Consider the following 5,213-nt stretch of genomic DNA (forward strand, 5'->3'; position numbering starts at 1 on the left):
GGTGGCCGATGCTGGACCCATGCAGAAAGGAATGCACCTCGACCGGGAGCACTGCGTACGGGCCGTGCAGTCGAAGGACGCGCGGTTCGACGGCTGGTTCTTCACCGCCGTCCTGACCACCCGCATCTACTGCCGGCCCAGCTGCCCGGTGGTACCGCCCAAGCCCGCGAACATGACGTTCTACCCGAGCGCCGCCGCCTGCCAGCAGGCCGGCTTCCGCGCCTGCAAGCGCTGCCGCCCCGACACCAGCCCCGGTTCCCCGGAGTGGAACCAGCGCGCCGACCTGGTCGCCCGCGCCATGCGGCTGATCGCCGACGGGGTCGTGGACCGCGAGGGAGTGCCCGGCCTCGCCGCCCGCCTCGGCTACAGCCCCCGGCAGGTGGAACGCCAGCTGCTCGCCGAACTCGGCGCCGGCCCCCTGGCCCTCGCCCGGGCCCAGCGCGCCCGGACCGCCCGCCTGCTGATCGAGACGACCGCCCTGCCGATGGCGGAGATCGCCTTCGCGGCCGGCTTCTCCTCGATCCGCACCTTCAACGACACCGTCCGCGAGGTCTTCGCGCTGTCCCCGAGCGAGTTGCGCGAGCGCCGCCCGAGGACGGCGGAGCACGCCCCCGGCGCGCTCTCGCTGCGCCTCCCCTTCCGCACGCCGCTCAATCCCGACAACCTGTTCGGACACCTCGCGGCCACCGCCGTACCCGGGGTGGAGGAGTGGCGGGGCGGCGCCTACCGGCGGACCCTGCGGCTGCCGTACGGCCACGGCATCGCCGCCCTCGCCCCGAAGCCCGACCACATCGCCTGCCGGCTCGCCCTCAGCGACCTGCGGGACCTGCCCGTCGCCATCAGCCGCTGCCGCCGGCTCCTGGACCTGGACGCCGACCCGGTCGCCGTGGACGACCAGCTCCGTTCGGATCCCGTCCTGGCGCCGCTGGTGGACAAGGCGCCGGGGCGGCGGGTGCCGCGCACGGTGGACGAGGCGGAGTTCGCGGTCCGCGCCGTGCTCGGGCAACAGGTCTCCACGGCCGCCGCCCGCACCCACGCGGCCCGCCTGGTGACGGCCCACGGCACCCCGGTCGACGACCCCGAGGGCGGCCTGACGCACCTCTTCCCGTCCCCCGAGGCGCTCTCGGACGTACCCCCGGAGTCCCTGGCGATGCCCCGCACCCGCCGCACCACCTTCACCACCCTGGTGAGCCGACTGGCCGACGGGACCCTCCACCTGGGTGTGGAGAGCGACTGGGCGGAAGCCCGCGCCACGCTCCTCGCCCTCCCCGGCTTCGGACCCTGGACCGTCGACGTCATCGCCATGCGCGCCCTCGGCGACCCGGACGCCTTCCTCCCCACCGACCTCGGAATCCGCCGCGCCGCCCAGGAGCTGGGCCTGCCCGGCACCCCGGCCGCCCTCACCGCGCGCGCCGCGGCCTGGCGTCCCTGGCGGGCCTACGCCGTCCAGTACCTGTGGGCGACCGACAGCCACCCGATCAACTTCCTTCCCGTGTGAGGACCTTGCCGTGAAGAACCACACCGTCACCGACAGCCCCTACGGCCCGCTCACCCTGGTCGCCGAGGACGGCACCCTCTGCGGCCTGTACATGGCCGAACAGCGCCACCGACCGCCCGAGGAGACCTTCGGCGACCGCGACGACGACCTGTTCGCCGAGGCCGAGGAACAGCTCGCCGCCTACTTCGCGGGCGAGTTGAAGGCGTTCACCCTCGAACTGCGGCTGAACGGCACGCCGTTCCAGCGCAGCGTCTGGGACCAGCTGACCCGGATCCCCTACGGCGAGACCCGCACCTACGGCGAACTCGCCGACGCGCTCGGCAACCCCCAGGCCTCCCGCGCGGTCGGCCTCGCCAACGGCCGCAATCCCGTCGGCATCATCGTCCCCTGCCACCGGGTGATCGGCGCCGACGGCAACCTCACCGGCTACGGCGGCGGCCTGCCCCGCAAACAACGCCTGCTGGACTTCGAACGGGGCGCGGGCCTCTTCTAGCGCGGGCCCGCGAATACCCGGCTGCGACCGGGGCGGGCCCGCTTCTAGGATCCTCGTTCAAGGCGCCGGCACGGCGCCCTGCCGACCGTTGGCACGCAACGGACCGAGGATGCGTGGCGCCATGAGCAGCCGACTCTCCGCGATCTCCTTCGACGCGCACCAACCCGAGCGCCTGGCGCGTTTCTGGTCCGGCGTCATGGGCTTGGAGAGAGCCGACGACGCGCACGACGGCGTCGCCCTGCTGTCCGGGAACGACGCCGGTTACCGCCTCCGCTTCCGTCCTTCCCGAACGCAGAAGGCCGCCCAGAACCGGCTGCACTTCGACCTGACCAGTTCCTCCCTGGACAACCAGCAGGAGACCGTGGCGAGGGCGCTCGCCTTCGGCGCGCAGCACGCCGACGTCGGCCAGGGTCCGGACGCGTCCCATGTGGTCCTCGCGGACCCCGAGGGCAACGAGTTCTGTGTCATCGAGCCGGGCAACGGATTCCTCGCCGGCTGCGGCTTCATCGGAGCGCTCGCCTGCGATGGTTCGAAGGCCGTGGGCCACTTCTGGAGCGAGGCGCTGGGCTGGCCGCTGGTCTGGGACCAGGACGAGGAGACCGCCGTCCAGTCACCGAACGCCGGTACGAAGATCACGTGGGGTGGTCCGCCGCTCATGCCGGACCCCGGCAAGGACCTGCACCTCGAACTGGCACCGGACGGCGATCAGCAAGCGGAGGTCGAGCGCCTGCTCTCCCTCGGGGCGAGGCGTCTCGGCTCCGACCCCGGCGGGGACGGCGCAGTGCTGCTGGCCGACCCCGACGGCAACGGGTTACGCGTGCTCACGCGCCGGTGAGGCGGGAGCCGCGGTAGGCGACCCGCCGTCAGGCCGCTCCCCCGATCCTCCGGAATTCACTCGACCCGGTGACCGTTCTCCAGCTCCGCCGTCCCCGAGCCGTCCGTCAGGGTGTCCAGGGCGGCCAGCACGCGCCGTCCGAGGGCGCCGGACAGATGGGCGGTGACCTGCTCGCGGGGCACCAGCCGCCAGGACAGCAGTTCCTCCTCCTGGAGGACGATCGCCCTGAGGTCGGCGTCGGTGAGGACGCCGCCGTCGTACACGTACGCCACCACGGGCGGCCGGTCGGTGCCGTGCACCCAGTCCACCGCCAGCAGCCGGCCCATCGGCCGGTCCAGGCCGATCTCCTCCAGGGTTTCCCGGCGGGCCCCCTGACGGGGGGTCTCGCCGTCGTCGGACTCGACGGTCCCGCCCGGCAGCGCCCAGCCCTCGCGGTAGTTGGGCTCGACGAGCAGCACCCGCCCCTCGGCGTCCAGGAAGAGCGCGGCGGCCCCGGCGAGGACGCGGGGGAGGCTCGCGATGTACGCGGCGTAGGTGTCGGTGGTGGTCACCCAGGCAGGGTAACCAGGCCGGGCCCACGCCCGGGCCGCCGTATCGGCGCTTCGGCCGGGGAATGACGGGGAGGGCGTCCTCCGGTTAAGGTCGCAGCGGCGCGACTGGCCTTGACGTGCGCGAGGCCCGGAATGCAAGGGGATACAGGTGACACAGCGCGTGCTCATCGCCGCGGACAAGTTCAAGGGCTCGCTGACCGCCGTGCAGGTCGCCGAGCGGGTCACGGCGGGGCTGCGGCGGATCGTGCCCGGCCTCGACGTGGCGGCGCTGCCGGTCGCCGACGGCGGGGACGGCACGGTGGCCGCCGCGGTCGCGGCCGGTTTCGAACGGCATGAGCGGCCGGTCGCCGGCCCGCTGGGGCAGGAGGTCACCGCCGCGTTCGCGCTGCGCGGCGACACCGCGGTGGTGGAGATGGCCGAGGCGAGCGGACTGCAGCGGCTGCCCCGCGGGGTCTTCGCGCCGCTCACGGCCTCCACGTACGGCTCCGGAGAGCTGCTGCGGGCCGCGCTGGACGCGGGTGCCCGCACGATCGTCTTCGGCGTCGGAGGCAGTGCCACGACGGACGGCGGGGCCGGGATGCTCTCGGCGCTCGGCGCGCGTTTCCTGGACGCGGACGGCGAACCGGTGCCGCCGGGCGGCGGCGGACTCGCCGAACTGGCCCGCGCGGACCTGTCCGGGCTGGACCCGCGGCTGTCCTCCGTGGACCTGATCCTCGCCAGCGACGTCGACAACCCGCTGACCGGCCCGAAGGGCGCGCCCGCCGTCTACGGCCCGCAGAAGGGCGCCTCGCCCGACGACGTGGAACTCCTGGACGCGGCGCTGGCCCACTTCGCGAAGGTCCTGGAGACCGAGGCCGGCGCGCGCGCCGCCGCGTACGCGGTGTCGCCGGGTGCCGGTGCGGCCGGTGGCATCGGCTACGGCGCGCTGCTGCTCGGCGCCCGGTTCCGGGCCGGCATCGAGGTCATGCTCGACGTGCTGGGCTTCGCGCCGGCCCTGGAGCGGGCGTCGCTCGTCATCACCGGCGAGGGCTCGCTCGACGAGCAGACACTGCACGGCAAGGCGCCGGCCGGGGTGGCCGCGGCCGCCCGTGCCGCGGGCAAGGAGGTCGTGGCGGTCTGCGGCCGCCTCGCCCTGCAGCCCGAGGCGATCGGGCGGGCCGGGATCCGCCGCGCCTACCCGCTCACGGCACTCGAACCGGACGTGGTGAAGTGCATCGCCGACGCCGGACCGATCCTGGAGCGGGTGGCGGAGCAGATCGCACGGGACTTCCTGTGCTGAGGGCGGCCTAGACCGGCGTCAGGACGCCTGTGGAGTCACGGTAGTAGCTGCCGCTCGTGAGACCCCACACCTTGTGCTTGTTGTGGAGCCACTGGAACGCGATGTCGTGCACGATCTCGGCGGGGCGTTCCCAGACCACGGAGTGTCCCGCCCCCTCCAGCTCGAACATCAGCTTCTCCGGCCCGCCGACGGCGTCGTAGAGCGCCGGCACGGAGAAGCGCAGGGGCGGGGGCACGGGGACGTTCGGCGCGGTGTTGGCCGTCTTGTCCAGCTCGCCGTAGACGATGACGACGGGAACCCGGTCACCGAGGACGTAGTTGCCCAGCGCGTCCTGGTAGGGCACCGTCTCCTTGGTCCAGCCCCAGAAGTAGGAGTTCCGGAACCGGTGGATGCCCTCGTGCACGCCGGGTGACAGCTCCCGGCCCCAGGTGCTGCCGACGGGATCGTTCGCCATCATCGCGGCCCACGCCTTGTCCTCCAGGCCCGGCTCGCGTTGGGGCGGGGTGCCCTGCTCGTTGTCCCAGGCTTTCACGAAGCCCTTCTTGTCGCTGACGAAC

At 73.5% G+C, this 5,213-nt stretch carries 5 protein-coding genes and 1 pseudogene; 4 read left to right on the plus strand and 2 right to left on the minus strand.

What is annotated here, in order from left to right; genetic code table 11:
* Window positions 1-19 precede the first annotated feature (19 nt).
* The 3 genes from ABZ646_RS39360 to ABZ646_RS39370 all read left to right on the plus strand — a co-directional run bounded on the left by ABZ646_RS39360 (window position 20) and on the right by ABZ646_RS39370 (window position 2,826).
* A complete protein-coding gene (locus ABZ646_RS39360) occupies window positions 20-1,498 on the plus strand; it encodes an AlkA N-terminal domain-containing protein (protein ID WP_360530376.1) in 1,479 nt (492 codons plus the stop codon).
* Between the two features lie 10 nt (window positions 1,499-1,508).
* Entirely contained in the window at window positions 1,509-1,991 is a 483-nt protein-coding gene (locus ABZ646_RS39365) for a methylated-DNA--[protein]-cysteine S-methyltransferase (protein WP_360530379.1), read from the plus strand.
* 121 nt (window positions 1,992-2,112) lie between these two features.
* Window positions 2,113-2,826 (plus strand): VOC family protein, encoded by a 714-nt coding sequence (locus tag ABZ646_RS39370; RefSeq protein WP_360530382.1) that lies wholly within the window; start codon window positions 2,113-2,115, stop codon window positions 2,824-2,826.
* A gap of 56 nt (window positions 2,827-2,882) precedes the next feature.
* Here the strand turns inward: ABZ646_RS39370 and ABZ646_RS39375 are convergent, their stop codons facing one another.
* Window positions 2,883-3,377: an NUDIX hydrolase gene (locus tag ABZ646_RS39375; protein ID WP_360530385.1), complete on the minus strand. Its 495-nt coding sequence runs from the start codon at window positions 3,375-3,377 to the stop codon at window positions 2,883-2,885.
* A gap of 160 nt (window positions 3,378-3,537) precedes the next feature.
* Between ABZ646_RS39375 and ABZ646_RS39380 the strand changes: the two genes are divergently transcribed.
* The gene (locus ABZ646_RS39380) at window positions 3,538-4,656 is read left to right on the plus strand and encodes a glycerate kinase (RefSeq protein ID WP_360530388.1); all 1,119 of its coding nucleotides are present in this window, start codon (window positions 3,538-3,540) and stop codon (window positions 4,654-4,656) included.
* A 7-nt stretch (window positions 4,657-4,663) separates the two neighbouring features.
* Here ABZ646_RS39380 and ABZ646_RS39385 read toward each other — a convergent pair.
* Window positions 4,664-5,213: pseudogene (locus tag ABZ646_RS39385) on the minus strand (hypothetical protein); the annotation flags it as partial.

The sequence above is a fragment of the Streptomyces sp. NPDC007162 genome, assembly GCF_040634175.1.
Classification (GTDB): Bacteria; Actinomycetota; Actinomycetes; order Streptomycetales; family Streptomycetaceae; genus Streptomyces.

Coding starts and splice junctions, on each gene's coding strand:
- ABZ646_RS39360 (WP_360530376.1), top strand. CDS start 20: ATGCAGAAAGGAATGCACCTCGACCGGGAGCACTGCGTACGGGCCGTG.
- ABZ646_RS39370 (WP_360530382.1), top strand. CDS start 2,113: ATGAGCAGCCGACTCTCCGCGATCTCCTTCGACGCGCACCAACCCGAG.